The following is an 18,822-nucleotide window of genomic DNA, read 5'->3' as shown; positions in this document are numbered from 1 at the left end:
ACGCCCGCCCTATTCCTGCATCGTGCAGGTGGCGTAGACCGCCTGTTCGTCCCCCGTCGCGAGGTCGCGCCAGTAAAGCGTCGCGGTGTCGCCCTTGGTCCACCAGACATAACCGGACCCGTCCGATGGCCAGGCATAGCGCGCGCCGGAGGCGGAGGGCGCCTCGGGCAGGGTGACAAGCCGCCCCTCGACATAGAGCACCGCGACCGACCCGTCGCTGGCGTTGATGTAGGAGGCAGGCAGCGTCACGCCCCGGTCGCAGAGATAGGTGCCACCAAAGTGGTCCAGTTCCGCATGGGCGGGCGCGGCGAGAAGCAGGGCCAGCGCGGCGGCCAGGCGCGGCGCTGTCACTGAAGCCGGTCCTCAAGCCGGGCGGCCAGCGCCTCGGCCCGTGCGGCGATCTCGCCGAAAGTGTCGGTCACGATGTCCGGGATCACCGGCACCTCGATCCGTTCGGGATGGGCGCGGGCATCGGCCGCGACACGCTCGGCCACCGCCGCGCGTTCCTCGGCCATGCGCAGTTGATCGTCAAGCCCGGCCGCCTTGTCGGCCAGCATCAGCCCCGCCATCAGAAGCATCCGCGTTTCGGGCATCCGGCCGATCTGGCTGACCAGCACCTGCGCTTCGTTATCCAGAAGCTTCGCGGCGGAGCGCAGGAAATGCTCCTCCCCCTCCTGGCAGGCGACCTCGAATTCGCGACCGCCGATGGTGACTTTGACTTCGGGCATCAGGCGACCTCTCCGATCAGGGGTTTCAGTTCGGACAGGATATCGTCCATCTCGGCCACGTCGGCGGCCCGCGCGGCGCGCAGCGCCTGCAACTCGGTCAGGATCGCGGCGTTCAGAAGCTCAGGGTCGGCGATGCCTTCGGCGGCCGCGGTGCTGAGCGCGTGGTTGGCGTCGGCAAGTTCGTCATTCACCTTCTTCATCAATTGAAGGTCCTGCGTCAGCGTGTCGACCTGTTCGGTGAGGTAGGCGACCTTCTTTTCCAGCGCGCCGACCATGGTTTCCTGCTTTTCGCGGATGGCGCGGACCCGTTCGGTCAGTTGCGCATTGGTCGTGCGTTCCGCCTCAAGCGCCTCCTGCACCTCGGCCAGATGTGCCTCGGCGGCGCTGTCGCCGCCCCCGGCCGCCGCGACCGGCGCCATGGCACCCGCGTCCAGCGCGTCAAGCCCCGCCCCGATCCGTTCCAGCGCCAGGTTGATACGCTGTTCCAGCCCTGCGATGTCGTTCATTGCTCAGCCCCCTGCATTGCCGTCACGAACCCTTGCACTCATACCACGCCCCGCGCCGCCCTCTTGAGACAGGCGAATCGCACGGGATGTGCCTGCGGCGAGTGTAGACCAAAGCGGACGGGGAATTCTGCCCCCTTTCGCGCCAGAGGCTTAGCCAGTGCGCTTGATCTTGCCCCTGTTACTGCTATCACCGCGCCAACCGAGACACGAAGGAAGGACCCCCGATGGACATTGCGACGCTGCGTGACAAGCATCCCGAACACTGGGCGAAGGCCACCGCGATCCGCGCGCTTGCCATGGACGCCGTGCAGGCCGCCAATTCCGGCCACCCCGGCATGCCAATGGGGATGGCCGATGTCGCGACCGTCCTCTTCTCCAAACACCTGAAATTCGACGCCGCCGCGCCCGACTGGGCCGACCGCGACCGTTTCATCCTGTCGGCCGGTCACGGGTCGATGCTGCTTTACGCGCTGCTTTACCTCACCGGCTACAAGGACATGACGCTGGAAGAGATCCGCAATTTCCGCCAGTGGGGCGCCAGGACCGCCGGCCACCCGGAATATGGCCACGCCAAGGGGATCGAGACGACGACCGGCCCGCTGGGTCAGGGCATCGCCAATTCCGTCGGCTTCGCCATCGCCGAGGAAAGCCTGCGCGCGCGCTTTGGCAAGAAGGTGGTCGATCACCACACCTGGGTCATCGCCGGTGACGGCTGCCTGATGGAAGGCATCAGCCATGAGGCGATCGGCCTTGCCGGGATGCAGCGGCTTTCGAAGCTGATCGTGCTTTGGGACAACAACGACATTTCCATCGACGGCAAGATCAGCATGTCGGACATCACCGACCAGCGGGAGCGGTTCCGCGCCGCCGGCTGGACCGTGCTGCATTGCGACGGCCACGACCCCGAGGATATCGACCGCGCCATGACAGAGGCGAAATCCGCCGACGGCCCGGTGATGATCGACTGCAAGACCCATATCGGTTTCGGCAGCCCGAAAAAGCAGGACACGGCGGGCGCCCATGGCTCCCCCCTCGGCGCGGATGAAATCAAGGCGGTGAAGGAGATCTATGGCTGGCCGCATGGCGCCTTCGACATCCCCGCCGACATCCTCGACGCCTGGCGCAAGACCGGCGCGCGGGGCGCGGCGGAGCGCAAGGAGTGGGAAGACCGCCTGAACGGCCTCTCCGCCACGAAGAAGGCGGAGTTCGAGCGTCAGATGGGCCTTGAGGCGCCGAAAAAGCTGGCCGCGACGATCCGGGCGCTGAAAAAGCAGAACTCCGAACTCGCGCCCAAGGTCGCGACCCGCAAGGCATCCGAAATGGTGCTTGAGGTCGTGAACCCGGCGATGCCGGAGACGATCGGCGGTTCGGCCGACCTGACCGGGTCGAACAACACCAAGACCGGCGATCTGGGCATCTTCAACCCGGAGAACCGCAAGGGCCGCTATGTCCATTACGGCATCCGCGAACACGGCATGGCGGCGGCGATGAACGGCATGGTGCTGCATGGCGGCGTGCGCCCCTATGGCGGCACCTTCATGTGCTTTACCGATTACGCGCGCGGCGCGATGCGCCTTTCGGCGCTGATGGGCGTGCCGACCGTCTATGTGATGACGCATGACAGCATCGGTCTGGGCGAAGACGGCCCCACCCACCAGCCGGTCGAACACCTTGCCATCTGCCGCGCGACGCCGAACACCTGGACCTTCCGTCCCGCCGACCTGATCGAGACGGCGGAAGCCTGGGAACTGGCGCTGACGTCGGACAAGACGCCTTCGGTCCTGACGCTGTCGCGCCAGAACCTGCCCACGGTGCGGACCAAGCACACGGCCAAGAACCTGACCGCGCAGGGCGCCTATATCCTGCGCGAGTCCGAGGCGCGGCGCCGGGCGATCCTGATGGCGACCGGGTCCGAGGTCGAGATCGCGCTGGCGGCGCGGGAAATCCTTGAGGGCAAGGGCATCGGCACCCGTGTCGTCTCGGTCCCCTGCATGGAACTGTTCGCCGCGCAGGATGAGGCCTATCGCAAGAAGGTGCTGCCCGCCGGTCCGGTCCGCGTCGCCGTCGAGGCCGCCGTGCGCCAGCCCTGGGATCGCTTCCTGATGGGCGAACGCGGGAGCGAGAAGAAGGCGGGCTTCGTGGGGATGGAGGGCTTTGGCGCCTCGGCCCCGGCGGAAACGCTCTACAAGGAATTCGGCATCACGGCCGAGGCCGTGGCGGACAAGGTTCAGGCGCTGCTCTGACCCTGCCTTCGTGGTCGAAAAGAAAGCCGCGCGGGCCAGCCCCGCGCGGTTTTTTCTTGCCGCCAACGGCGCGGTCAGCGGACAGGCGGATCGGCGACAGTTCGGCCCGGACCAAAACATCCAGACCGACACCGGCAGTAGTCTGTACCCGGACACCCGATGAAGGAGACCGCCGTGCTGACCTGTGTGATCCGCTATCATATCGACCCGACGAAGACCGCCCAGTTCGCGGAATACGCCCGCAACTGGGGTCAGGCCATCCCGCGCTGCGGGGCCGATCTGGTGGGCTATTTCGCGCCGCATGAAGGGTCCAGCACCCTCGCCTACGGCATCTACACGATCGCCAGCCTTTCCGCGTATGAGGCTTACCGCGCCAAACTCGCCGCCGACCCGCTGGGTCGCGAGAACTACCTGTTCGCGCAACGGGAGAAATTCCTGCTGCGCGAGGACCGGACCTTCCTCAGGCTCGTCTCGGCACCGCACGCACCCGGTGTCCCCGCATGATCGCCGTCATCTTCGAGGTCGAACCGGCCGAAGGCGGCATGGAGGGCTATCTCGACATCGCGGCCGGGCTGCGCCCGGCGCTGGAAGAGGTCGATGGCTTCATCTCGGTCGAACGCTTCCAAAGCCTGACCGACCCGCGCAAGCTTCTGTCACTGTCCTTTTTCGAGGACGAGGCGGCGGTGGCGCGCTGGCGCAGCCTGCCCCGCCATCGCGGCGCGCAGACAAAGGGACGGGGTGGCCTGTTCCGCGACTACCGGCTGCGCGTGGCCGAAGTCCTGCGCGACTACGGTCTGAACGACCGCGCCGGGGCGCCACCCGACAGCAAGGCTGCCCATGGTCGCGACGGCGGTTAATGCGCGGCGCTTGCCTTGCCCGTCAGCTTGCCCCAGAGCGGGCCGACGATCCGGGTTCCGACGGGGATCAGGAGAAGGCCGAGGGCGAGGCCGAAGATACCGTCCAGCGTCGCCGTCACCGCCCAGGCGGCAAAGCCCTGCCCGGTCGTCAGCCCGTGGGTCGCAAGCTCGGCAATGTGGTGGATCTGGTCGTAAAGCCAGGGCCAGCCCATCTCGGCCAGCCCATGCGCCACGATATTGCCACCGACCCAAAGCATCGCCGCCGTGCCGACCGTCGACAGGATCGTCATCAGGCGCGGCATGAGGCGCACCAGAGACCGGCCCAGCGCCCGCGTGGCGCCGAGCCGCCCCTTCGAGGCCATGACCAGCCCGACATCGTCCATCTTCACCAGAAGCGCCACCGAACCATAGACCAGCGCCGTCACCCCGATGGCCACCAGCGCCAGCGTCCCCGCCTGCCCCCAGACCGTGTCGATCTGCGACGGCACCGAGGCCAGCGCGATGGTCATGATCTCGGCCGACAGGATGAAGTCGGTCTTGATCGCGCCTTCCACCTTCTGCTGTTCCAGATGGGTCGGGTCCTTGATGTCGAAATCGGCCTCGACCGCGGCATCGGGATGGGGGGCGAGGTGGTGGTAGATCTTCTCCGCCCCCTCGAAACAGAGATAGAGCCCGCCCATCATCAGAAGGATCGGGATCGCCGCGGGCAGGAAGGCCGACAGGAGCAGAAGCCCCGGCAGGAGGATCACGATCTTGTTGCGGATCGACCCCTTGGAGATCTTCCAGATGATCGGCAGTTCCCGTTCCGCCGAAAAGCCGCTGACATATTTCGGCGTCACGGCGGTGTCGTCGATCAGGATGCCCATGGTCTTGCCACCGACCTTGGCCGCCGCGCCCGCGATGTCATCGACCGACGCCGCCGCCACCTTCGCAATCGCCGCGACATCGTCCAGAAGTGCCAGAAGCCCGCTCATACCCGCCCTCACCGTTCCTGCCCGCCCAAAGGTAGAGGTTTGCCCCGCCGTGACAAGGGCGTGCGGCGCCACAGTGGGCGCAGCGTGGCGGGCATTGTTCGCCCTGTTGTCGCTAACAAAGGGCTGTTTCCGCTAACACATTGAAATCGCGTATTTTCCCGACGCATAACCTTTGCTAAACCCTTTACAAGCGACAGGTTGAAGGAGAGACCGCATGACCGTCACTATCGGCATCAACGGCTTTGGCCGCATCGGGCGCTGCACGCTGGCCCATATCGCCGAAGCCGCGCGCAATGACGTGCAGGTGGTCAAGATCAACGCGACGGGTCCGATCGAGACCAACGCCCATCTCCTGAAATACGATTCGGTCCATGGCCGTTTCGCCGGGCCGGTGAAGGTCGCGGGCAATTCCATCGACCTTGGCCGTGGCCCGATTGAGGTGATGTCGACCTACAACCCTGATGAGCTGGACTGGGACGGCGTCGATGTCGTCCTTGAATGCACCGGCAAGTTCAACGACCGCGACAAGGCCGCCGTCCACCTGACGCGCGGCGCCAAGCGGGTGCTGGTCTCTGCCCCCGCCAAGCGCGCCGACAAGACGGTGGTCTACGGCGTCAACCACCGCGACCTGAAGATCGACCATCACGTCGTCTCCAACGGCTCCTGCACGACAAACTGCCTCGCGCCGCTGGCCAAGGTGCTGAACGACACGATCGGGATCGAGTCCGGCATCATGACGACGATCCATTCCTATACCGGCGACCAGCCGACGCTGGACCGCCGCCACAACGACCTTTACCGCGCGCGGTCCGCCGCGATGGCGATGATCCCGACCTCCACCGGCGCCGCGAAGGCGCTGGGTGAGGTGCTGCCGGAACTGACCGGCAAGCTTGACGGCACCGCGATGCGGGTGCCGACGCCGAACGTTTCGGCCGTGGACCTGACCTTTATCGCGTCCAGGGACGTGACGGTGGCCGATGTCAACGAAGTGGTAAGGGAAGCTGCGGCAGGCTACATGGGCATGGTCCTGGCCTATGATCCCGAACCGAAGGTGTCGATCGACTTCAACCACACCACCCATTCCTCTATCTTCGCGCCCGACCAAACCAAGGTCGTCGGCAAGCGGACGGTTCGGGTTCTGGCCTGGTACGACAACGAATGGGGCTTCTCCTGCCGGATGGCCGATGTGGCCGGTGCGATGGGGCGGCTCCTGCAATAAGGAGCTTCGGGGGGTCCCGCCCCCGCCCATGACGAACCGAATCGCCCTTGCGATCGTGCTTCTGATCGCGGCCTTCTTCGTGGCCGATGCGCTTGTCCTTCATCTGGGGGCGGCGCTGTTCCTCGCGCGTCAATTCGCCGACTTCGTCGATTATCTCGCCTTCTGGCGCTAGGATCGCTACTCTGCGGTTGACCTTTCGGCCGTTTTGTCGATGTTAGCGCCAACATCGCCCGCCTGCGGGCGATACCCAGCGGGAAGGAGATACCATGACTGTGAAGGTAGCCATCAACGGCTTCGGCCGGATCGGCCGCAACGTGCTGCGCGGGATCATCGAATCCGGTCGTACCGATATCGAGGTCGTGGCGATCAACGACCTTGGCCCGGTCGAGACCAACGCCCACCTCTTGCGCTTCGACAGTGTGCATGGCCGTTTCCCGGCCGAGGTGACGACGACCGAGAACACCATCGACGTCGGGCGTGGCCCGATGCAGGTGACGGCGATCCGCAATCCCGCCGACCTGCCCTGGGGCCATGTCGATATCGTGATGGAATGCACCGGCATCTTCACCTCGAAGGAAAAATGCGCCGCGCATCTGGAAAACGGGTCGAAGCGGGTGCTGATCTCCGCCCCCGGCCAGGACGCGGACAAGACCATCGTCTACGGCGTCAACCATGACACGCTGACCAAGGACGACATCGTCGTGTCCAACGCCTCTTGCACGACGAACTGCCTTTCCCCCGTCGCCAAGGTCCTGAACGACGCGATCGGGATCGAGAAGGGGATGATGACCACCATCCATTCCTATACCGGCGACCAGCCGACGCTGGACACCATGCACAAGGATCTTTACCGCGCCCGCGCGGCGGCGCTGTCCATGATCCCGACCTCGACCGGGGCGGCGAAGGCGGTGGGCCTCGTGCTGCCGGAGTTGAAGGGCAAGCTGGACGGCTTCGCGATCCGGGTGCCGACGCCGAATGTCTCGGTCGTGGACCTGAAATTCATCGCCAAGCGCGAAACCAGTGTGGAAGAGGTCAACGCCGCCATCAAGGCCGCCGCCGACGGGCCGCTGAAGGGCATCCTTGGCTATACGCTGTTCAAGAATGTTTCATCCGACTTCAACCATGACCCGCATTCCTCGGTCTTCCACATGGATCAGACCAAGGTCATGGACGGCACCTTCGTGTCGGTGCTGAGCTGGTATGACAACGAATGGGGCTTTTCCAACCGCATGGCGGATACCGCCGTGGCGATGGGCAAGTTGATCTGAGGCGCCCCCCAGACCGGCACGGAAAAAGGACCCGACCAGGGTCCTTTTTTTATTGTCTCGGATGAACTGATGCGCTACCCGGCAGTAAATTATTAAGATCAGGATAGAACATCATGAAAAGAATTGCTTTTCCGCTTCTGGTCTCAGGCTCCCTCGCAGGGTGCATCGGCGCCATATACGGTGACGGCGAACAGATCGGCAGCCGCGATGGGAAGGCCGTCTATAAGACAAGTTGCACCGTGGACCTTTCGACGGCTGGTCGGAAGGGGCTGTTCAACACAGGAACCATCCCGCTGCATGGCAGCTGCGAGGTCAGCGCCGCGAACCGCTGCGGCAAGGGCAACGTGACCATTCTCGATGTGCAATCATCGAACCGGCGCATGATAACTGAGAACATACAAACTGGCACCATGATCCAGCGCAGGACCTTTCCGGCTGAAAATCAGGTGATGCAGTTCATGTGCTCCGCCTAACGAAGCTTTTCGTCCAACGCCGCCTTGACGCTGGGTGGTACAAACTTGCCGACGTCCCCGCCCAGCCGGGCGATTTCCTTGACCAGCTTCGAGGCGATCGCCTGGCGCCGCGCATCGGCCATCAGGAACACCGTCTCGATCGAGGCGTCGAGCGCGCGGTTCATGCCGACCATCTGGAATTCGTATTCGAAATCGGCCACGGCGCGCAGGCCGCGGATGATGACCCCGGCACCGACATCGCGGGCGCAGTCGATCAGCAGGTTTTCGAACGGGTGGACGACGATCTCACCGCCGCAACGGGCGGTGATCGCGGCGCATTCCGATTGCAGCATCGCCACCCGTTCCTCCAGCGTGAAAAGCGGCCCCTTGTCGCGGTTGATGGCGACGCCGATCACCAGTCGGTCGACCAGCGCCAGCGCGCGCTGGATGATGTCGGTATGGCCAAGCGTGACCGGGTCGAAGGTCCCCGGATAAAGTCCGATGCGCATGGCCTGGCTCCCCTTTCAGGTCCGAAGTCACGGGCACGCAACAATATTGCGCCGCAGAATGCAAGTGCAGAATGACGCGGATCAGTTGCCCATGATCATCCCGGCCAGCGCATCCTTCTCCATCGCCAGTTCCGAGATATGGGCCGCCACCACGTCACCGATGGAGATGATGCCGACCATCTTGCCATCGTCCATCACCGGCATGTGGCGGAAACGCCCGGCGGTCATCTTTTCCAGCACCACATCGGTGCTGTCGCCCGGCGCGCAGGAAATCAGGTTCCGCGTCATCAGGGATTCGATCTTTTCCGACAGGCAGCTTTCGCCGCGACGGCCAAGGTCGCGAACGATGTCGCGTTCCGACAGGATGCCGTCCGGCGTCTCGCCGTCGCGGGACACCACGACCGCCCCGATCCGCCTTTCCGCCAGAAGGCGCGCGGCCTCGGCCACGGTGGCGCCCGGCGCGACGGTAATGACGCTTGCCTTGGGCTTGGAACGGAGAATCTGGTGAACCTGCATGGTAACCTCCCGACATTCAGGGTGTTTTCAGCGTTGCCGCTCCCTGCCCGTCTGTCAAGCCAGCGTTTCCAGATGATGCACTTCCTGCCCGACCGCCTCGGCCAGAAGGGCGGCGAAACGGTTCAGGCGTTCGACGCGCCGGTCGTCGGCATGGCGGATCAGGTAGAAGCTGCGCGTCAGGGAAAGCTTGCCCGGCAGGATGCGCACGACGCCCGGCGCCGAGGGCAGCGCGAAATCGTGGACGATGGCCAGCCCGGCCCCGGTGCGCACCCAGTTGAACTGGACCGAGACAGAGTTCGAGGCGAGCGCGACCGTCTCGACCCCCGCTTCGGCCAGATAATCAAGTTCCTTGTCGAAGATCAGGTCGGGGATATAGCCGATCATCCGATGCCCGCGCAGGTCGGCCAGCGTGCGGATCGGCGGGTGCCGGTCGAGGTAGTCCTGAGCGGCGGCAAGGCTTAGCCGATAGTCGGCGATCTTCTGCACGGTCAGGCGCCCGGCCTCGGGCCGGCTGACGGCGATGGCCATGTCGGCCTCGCGTTTGGACAGGTTGAACACGCGGGGCAGCGCAACAATCTGCACCTCCAGCCCCGGATTGTCGTCGCATATGCGGGCAACCACCTGCGGCAGCAGATAGTTTGCCGCCCCGTCCGGCGCCCCGATTCTGACCTGCCCGGTCAGCCCCCCTTCGCCCTTCACCTCTTCCATCGCCTCGGCGACGGCCTGTTCGACGCGCACCGCATGGGTCAGAAGCCGCCCGCCCTCTTCGGTCAGCGCGTAGCCCTGCGGCGAGCGGGCAAAAAGACGCGCCGCCATGGCGTCTTCCAGCTTTGAAATCCGCCGCCCCACCGTCGCCGGATCAAGCCGCAGCGCCTTGCCCGCGCCCGACAGGCTTTCGCTGCGCGCCACGGCCAGAAACACTTTCAGATCGTCCCAGTCGGCCATCCCGACCCCTTGCAGAAATGCAAAACCCTTTTGGGATACTGCCCCTTTTGAATGCAACTCTGCAAGACTAGGATGGCAGGGAACATTCCCAGGGAGGTTTTCCATGAACGAACTGACGCATTGGATCAACGGCAAGCACGTCAAAGGCACGTCGGGCCGCTTCTCGGACGTGATGAACCCGGCCACGGGCGAGGTGCAGGCGAAGGTCCCGCTGGCCACCGTGGCCGAGCTTGACGCCGCCGTGGCCGAGGCCGCCAAGGCCCAGCCTGCCTGGGGCGCGACCAACCCGCAACGTCGGGCGCGGGTGATGATGAAATTCGCCGCCCTCATCAACGAACACATGGACGAGCTGGCCGAACTGGTCAGCCGCGAACATGGCAAGACCCTGCCCGACGGGCGCGGCGACGTGCAGCGCGGCCTTGAGGTGATCGAGGTCTGCATGGGCGCGCCCCACATGCTCAAGGGCGAGTACATGAACGACGGCGGCCCCGGCATCGACCTTTACGCGATGCGCCAGCCGCTGGGCGTCGTCGCGGGCATCACGCCCTTCAACTTCCCCGCCATGATCCCGCTCTGGAAGATGGGGCCGGCGCTCGCCTCCGGCAACGCGATGGTCCTGAAACCGTCCGAGCGCTGCCCTTCGACCGCGCTGCGGCTGGCCGAACTGCTGCAAGAGGCCGGGCTGCCGGACGGTGTGCTTCAGGTCGTGAACGGCGACAAGGAAGCGGTGGACGCGATCCTTGACAACGACACGGTGCAGGCCGTCGGCTTCGTCGGATCGACCCCGATCGCGCAATATATCTACGGCCGCGCCTGTTCGAACGGCAAGCGCGCGCAGTGCTTTGGCGGCGCGAAGAACCACATGATCATCATGCCGGATGCCGACATGGACAAGGCCGCCGACGCGCTGGTCGGTGCGGGCTTCGGCGCGGCGGGCGAACGCTGCATGGCGATCTCGGTCGCGGTGCCGGTGGGCGAGAAAACCGCCGACGCGCTGATCGAACGGCTGGTCCCGCGGATCGAAAAGCTGAAGGTCGGCCCCTATACGGCGGGCGAGGACGTGGACTATGGCCCCGTCATCACCAGCCAGGCCGAACAGCGCATCCGCGGCCTGATCGAGTCGGGCGTCAAGCAGGGGGCGGAGCTTGTCGTCGACGGGCGCGGGTTCAAGCTTCAGGGCTATGAGAACGGCTATTTCGTCGGCCCCTCGCTCTTCGACCGGGTCACGCCGGAGATGGACATCTACAAGGAGGAAATCTTCGGCCCCGTCCTCAGCCAGGTCCGCGCCGGGTCTTACGAGGAGGCGCTGAAGCTGACCATGGACAACCCCTATGGCAACGGCACCTCGATCTTCACCGCCGATGGCGACACGGCGCGCGACTTCGCGAACCGGGTGAATGTCGGCATGGTCGGCATCAACTTCCCGATCCCGGTGCCGCTGTCCTATTTCTCCTTCGGTGGCTGGAAGAAATCGGCCTTTGGCGATCTCAACCAATACGGCCCCGACGCCTTCAAGTTCTACACCAAGACCAAGACCGTCACGGCGCGCTGGTTTTCCGGCATCAAGGAAGGCGGGGAGTTCGCGTTCAAGGCGATGGACTGAGGGGCGCGTTCAGGCGGGCGGTGTCATCCGCCCCCCGGACGATCCCGCGATCACATGGGCCGGGGGTGAAACCGCCTCCGGCCCTTTTTTCAGTGGGTTCGCCGACGGCAGGGGCAGACGGCGCGAGGGGGGGACCTATTCCGCGACCACCGCGCCGAGTTCCCGCACCACGCGGAATCCCAGGAAGTCCCGTCTATAGTCCTCAGTCGGTCGCACACGCGCTGCAGGACGGAGGCCATCCATCGCCGTCGTAAACGCTCCACCCTTGGCAACGCGCCGACAGGAGCGGCTCATGTCTCCGTTGGCCAAATAGGCGCTGTCACTCGACAGGCCCAAATGCTCGTCCGACCAGCACGACAGAGTCAGTTCATAGACGTTTCCCGACATGTGTCGGACGCCCCATCCATTCGCCGCGTCGAGATCTTGGACAGGAACCGGACTATATCGGTTGACAAGCTCCGGCAGCGAAACACCAGGGCGCTTTCCTCGACTCAGCACATGTTCTGTTGACCTGCGTGAGAAATTCGCCTGATCCGCTGTCAGGTCTTCGCCTTGCGCAAACGGGGTCTCGGTTCCGGCGCGGGCCGCGTATTCCCATTCCGCTTCCGTCGGCAGGCGGTATACGTCTTCACCGGCCTTCAGATTGAGCCAGGCCACATATTCCAGCGTATCGAGATAAGAAACGTTGATCACCGGATGATCAGGCCCCAGCGGCTTGTATCCGCCCGGCATCAGGACCCGATGGTCGGGCACATGGGTACAGCCGCCATCGTCAACGCAGGCCATCCACTCAGCATGCGTGGTTTCGTTTCTGGCGATGGCATAGCGGATGTCCATGTCAACGTGATGGCGGGGATGCTCGTTAGGAATGATGTTGATCTCGTCGGGGGCCCGCACCCGCGGAACCTTTCCCTTTTGATCAACGGGGCCTGTGATATCGAATGGATTGCGCGACTCGCCGGGTATCGCGCCCATCATGAAAGACCCGGTCGGCATGACAATCATCTCGGGACAGAGATCGCAGTCCTGGAACGCCTCAAGCGTCGTGACCGGGCGACCGTCCGCAAGCCGGTAGGACGGTGGCTCTTGCGCCGCGACGCCGAGGGGAAGGAAACCGCAAAGCAAAAGACCTGCTGAAAAACGCCTGCGCACCACACAACCATATTGCTTGTCAAAGTTGTCGCGAGACTAACGGCCAGCCTCGCGGGACGCAATCCACGGTTGCGGGTCGCGCTGCCCCCACCTGCGGCGTTTTGCCCGCAAGGTCGCTGCGCGCTTGCCCAACACGCCCCTCTTTGCTCAACTTGACCAAAAAACGGGGGGATACGATGGCCGCGCCGGATTTCACCATCGGGGTCGAGGAAGAATACCTGCTGGTCGACCGCGAGACGCTGGCGCTTGCCACCGCTCCGGGCGACCTGGTGGAGCATTGCAAGGCCGAGATGGAGGGCCAGGTCAGCCCCGAATTCCTGCAATGCCAGATCGAGGTCGGCACCCGCGTCTGCAAGGACGTGGCCGAGGCGCGCGACGATCTGCGCCGCCTGCGCGCCTGCGTGTCGCGCAACGCCGCGCGCTTCGGCCTGATCCCGATCGCCGTCTCCTGCCACCCGTTCGCGGACTGGAAGGACCAGCACCACACCGACAAGGAGCGTTACAACGACCTGCGCCGCGATCTGGGCGGGGTGGCGCGGCGGATGCTGATCTGCGGGATGCATGTCCATGTCGGCATCCCGTCCGAGGATATGCGCATCGACCTTGTGAACCAGCTCTCCTACTTCCTGCCGCATCTTCTGGCGATGTCGGCGTCGTCACCCTTCTGGCAGGGCGAGGATACCGGGCTTGCCAGCTATCGCCTCACGGTCTTTGACAACCTGCCCCGCACCGGCCTGCCGCCGAAATTCGACAGCTGGGGCGCCTATGAGCGGGCGGTGGGCGCGCTGGTCAGCATGAAGCTGATCGAGGATTCGTCGAAGATCTGGTGGGACCTGCGCCCCTCGGCCCGCTTCCCGACCATCGAAAGCCGGATCTGCGACGTCTCCCCCCGGCTTGAGATGGCGCTGTCGCTGGCGGCGATGACGCAATGCCTGACGCGGATGCTCTGGCGGCTGCAACGGGGCAACCAGCGCTGGCGGCTTTATGACAACTTCCTGATTGGCGAAAACCGCTGGCGCGCGCAGCGCTACGGGACCGGCGGCGGGCTGATCGACTTCGGCAAGCTGGCGGTCGTCGACTTCGCGCAGCTGCTTGAGGAGATGATCGCGCTAGTGGCCGAGGATGCCGAGGCGCTGGGCTGCATGGCCGAGATCGAGGGCCTGCGCGGGGTAATCACGAGCGGGACCAGCGCGGATCGTCAGCGCGCGGTCTATGCCAGCGCGGTCGAGGGTGGCGGCCATGACGCGGCGATGCGGGCGGTGGTGCAAAGCCTGATCGAGGAATACCACGCCGATCTGTGATGCCCGCCCCGAAACGAAAAAAGAGGGGTCGCCCCCTCTTCTCTCATGCGTTCGCGATGTGGCTTGCGGATGTCACATCATCTTGCGGCGGCGCCGCGCGACCGTCAGCACACCAAGCGCGCCCATCAGAAGAAGGCCCGCAGCCGGAACCGGAACCGGCGCCGGCGGCGTCGAGGAGGTCGTGTAAAGCGAGATATGCGAGATGCCCGGCGTTTGACTGCCGTTGTTGGTCAGCGCGAAGGTTGTCCACTGGCCGATCGTCCCCGCCGTCAGATCAAGCAGGTAGGACGCAAAGCCATTCCCGGCCTTCAGGACCAGCATCGCCGAGGTGACGCCGGACCAGCTTGACACCGCCCAGTCGCCCATCAGCATGTCGGTGCTGACATTGCTGATCGAAAGGATGCCGCTCGGCCCGTAAGAGCCATTGGCGTCATAGCGGGAATCGAGCGTCCAGCTATTCGTCCCGAACAGGCCGGTCCCGCCGACCGTATTCACGTTGACGATATTGTTGCCCGCCGACGTGTCACTGTCATTGCCAGCAATCTGGCTGACACAGGCGGTCGAGGTCCAGACATCAGCCTGAAGCCAGAATTGCGACTGATCGCCAAACTGGCAGGACGCCGCCTGCGCCGCGGTCCCACCCACAATGGCCGATACGGCGAACGCCGCGGACAAGGCAAAAGCCTTGATCGAAAACTTCATAGTCATCAGAAACACCCAAGAATTAAAGCCACCGACGCCACAATACCGCCATATTTGAGCCCTTCCAACACCGTCTCGCCATATTCACCCGCAGGTTGCCGGGGGTGCGGGGCGCGTTTCGCTCCGTTCAACCTTGGGTTTCCAAGTTCACGATTGTTGCCGGGTCTTTCATCGTTTTCCTGACAGAATGGCACGAATCAGCCGTGCCGTCCGCGCATATCCCTGACAGCCGATCTTGCAAAACTCCTGAAACAGTTCGAATTTAACACTCGTTCAATTCGATGCCGCAAAGGGGGGATTTGATGGACTTCGCGCTGACCGAGGAACAGCAGGCGATCTTCGACATGGCTCTGGCCTTCGGGCGCGAGCATATCGCCCCCTTCGCGCGGGAGTGGGAGCGGGAGGGAACGATCCCGAAGGCCCTTTGGCCCAAGGTGGCAGAGCTTGGGCTGGGCGGCATCTATGTCAGCGAGGACCATGGCGGGTCCGGCCTGTCGCGTCTTGACGCGACCCTGGTCTTCGAGGCGCTGGCGATGTCCTGCCCGGCGGTCGGGTCCTTCCTGTCGATCCACAACATGTGCGGCGGCATGATCGACAAGTTCGGGTCCGAGGAGACGAAGGCGAAATGGCTGCCCGCGCTGACCTCGATGGAAAAGGTCTTTTCCTATTGCCTGACCGAACCCGGCTCCGGCTCGGACGCCGCCGCGCTGCGGACGCGGGCGGAGCGGACGAACGAGGGCTGGGTGCTGAACGGCACCAAGGCCTTCATCTCCGGCGGCGGCTATTCGGACGTCTATGTCACGATGGTCAGGACGGGTGAGGACGGGCCAAAGGGCATCTCTACCGTGATCGTGGAGGACGGGGCAAAGGGTCTGTCCTTCGGCGGGCTGGAGGACAAGATGGGCTGGCGCGCACAGCCCACCGCGCAGGTGCAGTTCGACGATTGCGCGATCCCGGCGGAAAACCTGCTGGGCGAGGAGGGCAAGGGCTTTGCCTATGCCATGGCCGGGCTTGACGGCGGGCGGCTGAACATCGCGGCATCGGCCCTTGGCGGCGCGCAGGCGGCGCTGGACGCGACGCTGGGCTATATGGGGGAACGCAAGGCCTTTGGCAGGTCGCTCGATCAGTTTCAGGCCCTCCAATTCCGCGTGGCGGAGCTGGAGGTAAAGCTGCAATCGGCCCGCACCTTCCTGCGCCAGGCGGCGTGGAAGCTGGACATGAAGGCGCCGGATGCCACAAAATTCTGCGCGATGGCGAAACTGCTGGTCACCGACAACGCCTTCGACGTCGCCAACCAGTGCCTGCAACTTCATGGCGGCTACGGCTATCTTGCCGATTACGGGGTGGAAAAGATCGTGCGCGACCTGCGGGTTCACCAGATCCTTGAAGGCACGAATGAGATCATGCGCCTGATCGTGGCGCGCACCCTGCTGGCCGAGAGGGGCTGATGGCCGATATTCATATCCGCAAGGAAGGCCGCGCCGGGCGCATCACGCTGACCCGGCCCAAGGCGCTGAACGCGCTAAGCTATGCGATGTGCCTTGAGGTCGATGCGGCGCTGATCGGCTGGGCCAGTGACCCCGATGTCGCGCTGGTCCTGATCGACGCCGAGGGCGAGCGCGCCTTTTGCGCGGGCGGCGACATCGCCGAGATGTATGCGACCGGGACGCAAGGCGATTATGGCTACGGCCGCAAGTTCTGGTTCGACGAATACCGGATGAACGCGCGGATCGCGGATTATGCCAGGCCGGTGGTCAGCTTCCTTCAGGGCTTCACCATGGGCGGCGGGGTTGGCCTTGGCTGTCATGGCAGCCACCGGATCGTTGGCGAAAGCTCCCTTATCGCGATGCCGGAATGCGGGATCGGCCTTGTGCCGGACGTGGGCGGCAGCTTTATCCTGGCCACCGCGCCGGGGCATCTGGGCGACTATGTCGGCACCACCGGCGCGCGAATGGGACCGGCAGACGCGATCCTGACCGGCTTTGCCGACAGCTTCGTGCCGGAGGCGGACTGGGGCGCGCTGAAGGCGCGGCTGATCGAAACGGGTGAGGCGACGGCGATCGCGGCCGCCATGCGCCCTGCCCCGGACGGCACCTTCGCCGCGCTTCAGGGCCAGATCGACCGTCATTTCGGCCAGCCGACGCTGGCCGGGATCGCCCGGTCGCTGCAAGGCGATGACAGCGACTTTGCCACGCAGGCGCTGCGCGCGCTTGGCCGTGCCGCCCCCTTGTCGGCCGCCTGCACCATTGCCATGATCCGCGCCCTGCGGGGGAACGCCTCGTTGCACGCGGCGCTGATGCAGGAATACCGCTTTACCTTCCGGTCGATGGAACACGCGGATTTCCTGGAAGGCATCCGCGCGCAGATCATCGACAAGGACCGCAATCCGCAGTGGCGGCATGGCGGGCTTGATGCCGTGCCGGAGGGGGATGTCGCAAGGATGCTCGCCCCTCTCGGGCCGGACGAACTTTCATTCGCGGAGGAGACCCCATGAAGATCGCATTCATCGGACTTGGCAACATGGGCGCGCCGATGGCGGCCAACCTCGTCAAGGCGGGGCATGAGGTGACGGGCTTTGACACCGCCGCCCCGATGCCGGATGGCGTCACAGCCGCGACCAGCGCCGCCGGGGCGGTCGCGGGCGCGGGCGTCGTCATCACCATGCTGCCGAACGGCGCCATCCTGCGCGCGGTCGCCGAACAGGTGATCCCCTCGATGCAGCCGGGCGCGGTCCTGTGCGATTGTTCCACCGTCGATGTGGACAGCGCCCGCGCGGTCGCCGATCAGGCGGTGAAGGCCGGGCTTCTGGCCGTCGATGCCCCGGTCTCGGGCGGTGTCGGCGGGGCGGCGGCGGGGACGCTGACCTTTATGGCCGGCGGATCGGACAAGGCCTTTGCGATCGTCCAGCCGCTCTTTAACGTCATGGGCCAGAAGGCGGTCCATTGCGGCCCCTCGGGCAACGGGCAGGCGGCGAAGATCTGCAACAACATGATCCTTGGCGTCACCATGATCGCCACCTGCGAGGCCTTCGCGCTGGCCGACAAGCTGGGCCTTGACCGGCAGAAGATGTTCGATGTCGTCTCGACCTCCTCCGGCTATAGCTGGACGATGAACGCCTATTGCCCGGCCCCCGGCGTCGGCCCGACATCGCCCGCCGACAACGGCTACAAGCCGGGCTTCGCGGCCGAACTGATGTTGAAGGACCTGCGCCTGTCGCAGCAGGCGGCGGAAACGGCCGATGCCGACACGCCCATGGGCCAGTTGGCGGCAGCGCTTTACGAAACCTTCGTGGAGGCGGAGGACGGGCGCGGCATGGATTTCTCGGCCATGCTGCCGCGGTTCGAAAAACGCCATCGCGGCTGATCCTTGCCGACGGACGGTCCGGTTCGGAACATCGGCGCGCATTTCCCGTTGGGCTTGCCTATATGACGGGAGACAGACGATGAATCCGAAGGACCGTACCATGCGCATCAAGGGCAAGGGATCAAACCGCCTCCTCCTGCCGGCGCTGCTGGCGGCACTGGTCGCCGCCACGCCGGGTATGTCCAGCGCGGGCGGCTGCCCGCCGGGGCTGGCCAAGAAGGCGGTGCCTTGCGTGCCGCCCGGACAGGCCAAGAAATTCCACCGCGAGGAGCATGAGCGCATTCGTCGCGGCGACCATATCCGCGACTATGACTATCACCTGATCCGCTATCCCGACCGCTACGGGCTTGACCCGCTGCGCACGGGTGAGCGTTACTATGTCGTGGACGGGCAGATCCTGCGCGTCGATCGTGACACCTATGAGGTGCTGGACGTGATCCGCGCGGTCTCGGCGCTTCTCGACTGACTGGAACGGAGCTGCCCC

General features: G+C 64.9%; 22 protein-coding genes. 13 read left to right on the top strand and 9 right to left on the bottom strand.

Going from position 1 to position 18,822, the window contains the following annotated elements:
• Nucleotides 1-9: 9 nt before the first annotated feature.
• Genes LX70_RS07370 through LX70_RS07360 form a run of 3 tightly spaced genes read right to left on the bottom strand, consistent with a single transcriptional unit; the run spans nucleotide 10 to nucleotide 1,234 of the window.
• Complete coding sequence (locus LX70_RS07370) at nucleotides 10-351, bottom strand: MliC family protein (protein WP_105513909.1); 342 nt, start codon at nucleotides 349-351, stop codon at nucleotides 10-12.
• Nucleotides 348-728 carry a cell division protein ZapA gene (locus LX70_RS07365; protein ID WP_105513908.1) on the bottom strand — a complete coding sequence of 127 codons (381 nt, stop codon included), beginning with the start codon at nucleotides 726-728 and terminating at the stop codon, nucleotides 348-350. Before LX70_RS07365 ends, LX70_RS07370 begins: the two co-directional genes overlap by 4 nt.
• On the bottom strand, nucleotides 728-1,234 hold the full coding sequence (locus LX70_RS07360) for a hypothetical protein (protein ID WP_105513907.1): 507 nt from the start codon (nucleotides 1,232-1,234) through the stop codon (nucleotides 728-730). The genes LX70_RS07365 and LX70_RS07360 overlap by 1 nt, the downstream gene beginning before the upstream one ends.
• Before the next feature lie 224 nt (nucleotides 1,235-1,458).
• Here LX70_RS07360 and tkt point away from each other — a divergent pair, with 224 nt between their 5' ends.
• From tkt to LX70_RS07345, 3 genes are all read left to right on the top strand, one after another.
• Nucleotides 1,459-3,477, top strand: coding sequence for a transketolase (gene tkt / locus LX70_RS07355; protein WP_105513906.1), 2,019 nt, complete (start codon nucleotides 1,459-1,461; stop codon nucleotides 3,475-3,477).
• 174 nt (nucleotides 3,478-3,651) lie between these two features.
• Nucleotides 3,652-3,981 carry an NIPSNAP family protein gene (locus LX70_RS07350; protein ID WP_105514167.1) on the top strand — a complete coding sequence of 110 codons (330 nt, stop codon included), beginning with the start codon at nucleotides 3,652-3,654 and terminating at the stop codon, nucleotides 3,979-3,981.
• Nucleotides 3,978-4,334, top strand: coding sequence for an antibiotic biosynthesis monooxygenase family protein (locus LX70_RS07345; RefSeq protein WP_105513905.1), 357 nt, complete (start codon nucleotides 3,978-3,980; stop codon nucleotides 4,332-4,334). The genes LX70_RS07350 and LX70_RS07345 overlap by 4 nt, the downstream gene beginning before the upstream one ends.
• Here the strand turns inward: LX70_RS07345 and LX70_RS07340 are convergent.
• Entirely contained in the window at nucleotides 4,331-5,308 is a 978-nt protein-coding gene (locus LX70_RS07340; RefSeq protein ID WP_105513904.1) for a DUF808 domain-containing protein, read from the bottom strand. The two genes, LX70_RS07345 and LX70_RS07340, sit on opposite strands and share 4 nt — an antisense overlap.
• A gap of 214 nt (nucleotides 5,309-5,522) precedes the next feature.
• Between LX70_RS07340 and gap (LX70_RS07335) the strand changes: the two genes are divergently transcribed.
• The 4 genes from gap (LX70_RS07335) to LX70_RS07325 all read left to right on the top strand — a co-directional run bounded on the left by gap (LX70_RS07335) (nucleotide 5,523) and on the right by LX70_RS07325 (nucleotide 8,268).
• Nucleotides 5,523-6,527, top strand: a complete 1,005-nt coding sequence (gap, locus tag LX70_RS07335) for a type I glyceraldehyde-3-phosphate dehydrogenase (protein ID WP_105513903.1) — start codon at nucleotides 5,523-5,525, stop codon at nucleotides 6,525-6,527.
• 28 nt (nucleotides 6,528-6,555) lie between these two features.
• On the top strand, nucleotides 6,556-6,699 hold the full coding sequence (locus tag LX70_RS20685; RefSeq protein ID WP_170076140.1) for a hypothetical protein: 144 nt from the start codon (nucleotides 6,556-6,558) through the stop codon (nucleotides 6,697-6,699).
• Between the two features lie 94 nt (nucleotides 6,700-6,793).
• Nucleotides 6,794-7,795 (top strand): type I glyceraldehyde-3-phosphate dehydrogenase, encoded by a 1,002-nt coding sequence (gap, locus tag LX70_RS07330; RefSeq protein WP_105513902.1) that lies wholly within the window; start codon nucleotides 6,794-6,796, stop codon nucleotides 7,793-7,795.
• Between the two features lie 113 nt (nucleotides 7,796-7,908).
• On the top strand, nucleotides 7,909-8,268 hold the full coding sequence (locus LX70_RS07325) for a hypothetical protein (RefSeq protein ID WP_105513901.1): 360 nt from the start codon (nucleotides 7,909-7,911) through the stop codon (nucleotides 8,266-8,268).
• On the opposite strand, the gene coaD is transcribed toward LX70_RS07325, so the two are convergent.
• From coaD to LX70_RS07310, 3 genes are all read right to left on the bottom strand, one after another.
• Nucleotides 8,265-8,756 (bottom strand): pantetheine-phosphate adenylyltransferase, encoded by a 492-nt coding sequence (gene coaD / locus LX70_RS07320; protein WP_105513900.1) that lies wholly within the window; start codon nucleotides 8,754-8,756, stop codon nucleotides 8,265-8,267. The two genes, LX70_RS07325 and coaD, sit on opposite strands and share 4 nt — an antisense overlap.
• Before the next feature lie 81 nt (nucleotides 8,757-8,837).
• The gene (locus tag LX70_RS07315; protein ID WP_105513899.1) at nucleotides 8,838-9,272 is read right to left on the bottom strand and encodes a CBS domain-containing protein; all 435 of its coding nucleotides are present in this window, start codon (nucleotides 9,270-9,272) and stop codon (nucleotides 8,838-8,840) included.
• Between the two features lie 54 nt (nucleotides 9,273-9,326).
• A complete protein-coding gene (locus LX70_RS07310) occupies nucleotides 9,327-10,217 on the bottom strand; it encodes a LysR family transcriptional regulator (RefSeq protein WP_105513898.1) in 891 nt (296 codons plus the stop codon).
• Between the two features lie 103 nt (nucleotides 10,218-10,320).
• Between LX70_RS07310 and LX70_RS07305 the strand changes: the two genes are divergently transcribed.
• Nucleotides 10,321-11,820, top strand: a complete 1,500-nt coding sequence (locus LX70_RS07305; RefSeq protein ID WP_105513897.1) for a CoA-acylating methylmalonate-semialdehyde dehydrogenase — start codon at nucleotides 10,321-10,323, stop codon at nucleotides 11,818-11,820.
• A 135-nt stretch (nucleotides 11,821-11,955) separates the two neighbouring features.
• Here LX70_RS07305 and LX70_RS07300 read toward each other — a convergent pair whose 3' ends face one another.
• Nucleotides 11,956-12,972 carry a formylglycine-generating enzyme family protein gene (locus LX70_RS07300; RefSeq protein ID WP_146111562.1) on the bottom strand — a complete coding sequence of 339 codons (1,017 nt, stop codon included), beginning with the start codon at nucleotides 12,970-12,972 and terminating at the stop codon, nucleotides 11,956-11,958.
• Nucleotides 12,973-13,148: 176 nt separating this feature from the next.
• Here LX70_RS07300 and LX70_RS07295 point away from each other — a divergent pair, with 176 nt between their 5' ends.
• Nucleotides 13,149-14,273, top strand: coding sequence for a carboxylate-amine ligase (locus LX70_RS07295; RefSeq protein WP_105513895.1), 1,125 nt, complete (start codon nucleotides 13,149-13,151; stop codon nucleotides 14,271-14,273).
• Between the two features lie 72 nt (nucleotides 14,274-14,345).
• Here the strand turns inward: LX70_RS07295 and LX70_RS07290 are convergent, their stop codons facing one another.
• Complete coding sequence (locus LX70_RS07290) at nucleotides 14,346-14,981, bottom strand: VPLPA-CTERM sorting domain-containing protein (protein ID WP_105513894.1); 636 nt, start codon at nucleotides 14,979-14,981, stop codon at nucleotides 14,346-14,348.
• Between the two features lie 296 nt (nucleotides 14,982-15,277).
• Between LX70_RS07290 and LX70_RS07285 the strand changes: the two genes are divergently transcribed.
• The 4 genes from LX70_RS07285 to LX70_RS07270 all read left to right on the top strand — a co-directional run bounded on the left by LX70_RS07285 (nucleotide 15,278) and on the right by LX70_RS07270 (nucleotide 18,804).
• Nucleotides 15,278-16,423: an acyl-CoA dehydrogenase family protein gene (locus LX70_RS07285; protein WP_105513893.1), complete on the top strand. Its 1,146-nt coding sequence runs from the start codon at nucleotides 15,278-15,280 to the stop codon at nucleotides 16,421-16,423.
• On the top strand, nucleotides 16,423-17,469 hold the full coding sequence (locus LX70_RS07280; RefSeq protein ID WP_105513892.1) for an enoyl-CoA hydratase/isomerase family protein: 1,047 nt from the start codon (nucleotides 16,423-16,425) through the stop codon (nucleotides 17,467-17,469). The genes LX70_RS07285 and LX70_RS07280 overlap by 1 nt, the downstream gene beginning before the upstream one ends.
• Nucleotides 17,466-18,338, top strand: coding sequence for a 3-hydroxyisobutyrate dehydrogenase (gene mmsB / locus LX70_RS07275; protein WP_105513891.1), 873 nt, complete (start codon nucleotides 17,466-17,468; stop codon nucleotides 18,336-18,338). Before LX70_RS07280 ends, mmsB begins: the two co-directional genes overlap by 4 nt.
• 79 nt (nucleotides 18,339-18,417) lie before the next feature.
• Complete coding sequence (locus LX70_RS07270; RefSeq protein ID WP_245884981.1) at nucleotides 18,418-18,804, top strand: excinuclease ABC subunit A; 387 nt, start codon at nucleotides 18,418-18,420, stop codon at nucleotides 18,802-18,804.
• Nucleotides 18,805-18,822: the final 18 nt, after the last annotated feature.

This window comes from Albidovulum denitrificans, assembly GCF_002973535.1.
Lineage (GTDB): Bacteria > Pseudomonadota > Alphaproteobacteria > Rhodobacterales > Rhodobacteraceae > Albidovulum > Albidovulum denitrificans.
Note: the sequence above shows the minus strand (reverse complement) of the source record. Positions and strands in the feature narration are given on the sequence as shown.

Excerpts from the sequence above, each read along its gene's own strand:
- LX70_RS07325 (WP_105513901.1), top strand. The coding sequence starts at position 7,909 with ATGAAAAGAATTGCTTTTCCGCTTCTGGTCTCAGGCTCCCTCGCAGGG.
- LX70_RS07305 (WP_105513897.1), top strand. The coding sequence starts at position 10,321 with ATGAACGAACTGACGCATTGGATCAACGGCAAGCACGTCAAAGGCACG.
- LX70_RS07365 (WP_105513908.1), bottom strand. The coding sequence starts at position 728 with ATGCCCGAAGTCAAAGTCACCATCGGCGGTCGCGAATTCGAGGTCGCC.
- tkt (WP_105513906.1), top strand. The coding sequence starts at position 1,459 with ATGGACATTGCGACGCTGCGTGACAAGCATCCCGAACACTGGGCGAAG.
- LX70_RS07310 (WP_105513898.1), bottom strand. The coding sequence starts at position 10,217 with ATGGCCGACTGGGACGATCTGAAAGTGTTTCTGGCCGTGGCGCGCAGC.
- LX70_RS07285 (WP_105513893.1), top strand. The coding sequence starts at position 15,278 with ATGGACTTCGCGCTGACCGAGGAACAGCAGGCGATCTTCGACATGGCT.
- LX70_RS07315 (WP_105513899.1), bottom strand. The coding sequence starts at position 9,272 with ATGCAGGTTCACCAGATTCTCCGTTCCAAGCCCAAGGCAAGCGTCATT.
- coaD (WP_105513900.1), bottom strand. The coding sequence starts at position 8,756 with ATGCGCATCGGACTTTATCCGGGGACCTTCGACCCGGTCACGCTTGGC.
- mmsB (WP_105513891.1), top strand. The coding sequence starts at position 17,466 with ATGAAGATCGCATTCATCGGACTTGGCAACATGGGCGCGCCGATGGCG.
- LX70_RS07340 (WP_105513904.1), bottom strand. The coding sequence starts at position 5,308 with ATGAGCGGGCTTCTGGCACTTCTGGACGATGTCGCGGCGATTGCGAAG.
- LX70_RS07295 (WP_105513895.1), top strand. The coding sequence starts at position 13,149 with ATGGCCGCGCCGGATTTCACCATCGGGGTCGAGGAAGAATACCTGCTG.
- LX70_RS07270 (WP_245884981.1), top strand. The coding sequence starts at position 18,418 with ATGAATCCGAAGGACCGTACCATGCGCATCAAGGGCAAGGGATCAAAC.
- LX70_RS07290 (WP_105513894.1), bottom strand. The coding sequence starts at position 14,981 with ATGACTATGAAGTTTTCGATCAAGGCTTTTGCCTTGTCCGCGGCGTTC.
- LX70_RS07345 (WP_105513905.1), top strand. The coding sequence starts at position 3,978 with ATGATCGCCGTCATCTTCGAGGTCGAACCGGCCGAAGGCGGCATGGAG.
- LX70_RS20685 (WP_170076140.1), top strand. The coding sequence starts at position 6,556 with ATGACGAACCGAATCGCCCTTGCGATCGTGCTTCTGATCGCGGCCTTC.
- LX70_RS07280 (WP_105513892.1), top strand. The coding sequence starts at position 16,423 with ATGGCCGATATTCATATCCGCAAGGAAGGCCGCGCCGGGCGCATCACG.
- LX70_RS07360 (WP_105513907.1), bottom strand. The coding sequence starts at position 1,234 with ATGAACGACATCGCAGGGCTGGAACAGCGTATCAACCTGGCGCTGGAA.
- gap (WP_105513902.1), top strand. The coding sequence starts at position 6,794 with ATGACTGTGAAGGTAGCCATCAACGGCTTCGGCCGGATCGGCCGCAAC.
- gap (WP_105513903.1), top strand. The coding sequence starts at position 5,523 with ATGACCGTCACTATCGGCATCAACGGCTTTGGCCGCATCGGGCGCTGC.